General features: G+C 68.8%; 1 protein-coding gene. It reads left to right on the forward strand.

Annotation, left to right across the window (positions count from 1 at the left end):
• Window positions 1-2,192, forward strand: a 2,192-nt coding sequence (locus IQ26_RS38870) for a condensation domain-containing protein (protein ID WP_145723576.1), incomplete at both ends; no start/stop codon positions are given.

Below are 2,192 nucleotides of genomic sequence, written 5' to 3' on the forward strand. Positions count from 1 at the left end.
GGCGAGATCGAGACGACGCTGGCGCAGATCTGGGCGGAGCTTCTGGGGGTCGAGCGGGTCGGACGCCACGACCACTTCTTCGAACTCGGCGGCCATTCGCTGCTGGCCGTGCAGCTGATGGAGCGGCTGCGGCGGCTGTCGCTCGGGGTGGAGGTGCGCATCCTGTTCGCCAGGCCGGTGCTGGCCGATCTTGCCGCAAGCCTTGGCAGCCATCACGAGGTGGCGATCCCTGCCAACCTGATCACCGAGTACAGTACGGCGATTACGCCGCAGATGCTGCCGCTCATCGAGCTAGCCCAGCCGGAGATCGACCGGATCGTCACCACGGTGCCCGGCGGCGTCGGCAACATCCAGGACATTTATGGCCTGTCGCCGCTTCAGGACGGCATCCTGTTCCATCATCTGCTGGCCAGCCGGGGCGATCCCTATCTGCTGGTCTCGCAGATGGCGTTTGCCGAGCGTGGCCTGTTGGAGCGCTATCTTGGCGCGGTTCAGCAGGTGGTGGATCGGCACGACATCCTGCGCACGGCCTTTGTCTGGGAGGGGCTGTCGAGCCCGGCCCAGGTGGTGTGGCGGAAAGCGCCGCTGCAGGTGAGCGAGGTCGAGCTGGATGCCTGTGACGGTTCGGGCGCCGATGAGCTCCGGCGCCGGTTTGATCCACGCCGGCAGCGCATCGATCTTGGCCGGGCGCCGTTGTTGCGGTTTGTGATCGCGCGCGAGCCCGGCAGCGGGCGCTGGCTGCTGCTGGAGCTGCAGCACCATCTGATCGGGGATCACACGACGCTGGAAGTGATGCATGCCGAGGTGCGGGCCGTGCTGGCGGGGCGCGCGCATGAGTTGCCGGCACCGCAGCCGTTCCGCAATCTGGTGGCGCAGGCGCGGCTGGGGGTTGATGCCAAGGCGCATGAAGAGTTCTTCCAGGAACAGTTGGCCGACATCGACGAGCCGACCATGCCGTTCGGGCTGAGCGAGGTGCGCGGCGACGGCAGCGGGGTCGGCGAGGCACATCGGATGCTGCCGCAGGCGCTCAACGATCGGCTGCGGGAACAGGCGCGGCGGCTCGGGGTGAGCCTGGCCAGCCTGTGCCATCTGGCCTGGGGTCAGGTGGTGGCGCGCAGCAGCGGGCGAGAGCAGGTGGTGTTCGGCACGGTGCTGTTCGGCCGCATGCATGGAGGTGCGGGTGTCGACCGGGCGCTGGGCCTGTTCATCAACACCCTGCCTGTGCGGCTTGACCTGGACGGGACCGGGGTCGAGGCGGGCGTGCGCAGCACCCATGCGCGGCTTTCCGAGCTGCTGGCGCATGAGCATGCCTCGCTGGCGCTGGCGCAACGCTGCAGCGGCGTTGCGGCGCCGGCGCCGCTGTTCAGCGCGCTGTTGAACTACCGCCACAACACGCCGGCGGCCATGGCCGGTTCTGGACCGGATGATGTCCTGTCGGGCATGGAATGGCTGGGCGGTGAGGAACGCACCAACTATCCGCTGATCCTGTCGGTGGAGGACTTTGGCGAGGCGCTCGGCGTGACGGCGCAGGTGGCGGAGCCAATCTCTGCGGATCGGGTCTGCGGCTACATGCAGCACGTGCTCGAGCAACTGGCGCAGGCGCTGGAGCAGGCGCCCGACATGCCGGTGCGCGAACTGGACATCCTGCCGACCGCCGAGCGGACGTATCTGCTGGAGGAATTGAACCGGACGGCGGCGGCCTATCCGTGGGATCGGTGCATCCACGAGCTGTTCGAGGCGCAGGTGCGCAAGGCGCCGGAGGCGGTGGCGCTGGTCCATGACGACGAGCGGTTGAGCTATGGCGAGCTCAATGCGCGGGCCAACCGTCTGGCGCATCATTTGATCGGGCTCGGGGTCAGGCCGGACCAGCCGGTGGCGATCTGCCTGGAGCGCAGCCCGGCGATGGTGGTGGGACTGCTAGCGATCCTCAAGGCGGGCGGCGCCTATCTGCCGCTGGACGCGACCTATCCGTGCGCGCGGCTGCGGCAGGTTCTCGGCGATGCCGCCCCGCACCTGCTGCTGGCCGATGCGGCCGGCCGTGCCGCACTCGGCCCCGAGGCGCTGGCCGATGTGAGCGTGGTCGATCCGGAGACGGCGACCCCGGCCTGGGCCGAACTGCCCGCCTCGAACCCGGATCCGCGCGCGCTTGGCCTGACCTCACGCCATCTCGCCTATGTCATCTACACCTCAGG

Source organism: Mesorhizobium tianshanense, assembly GCF_007830515.1.
Taxonomy (GTDB): Bacteria; Pseudomonadota; Alphaproteobacteria; order Rhizobiales; family Rhizobiaceae; genus Mesorhizobium; species Mesorhizobium tianshanense.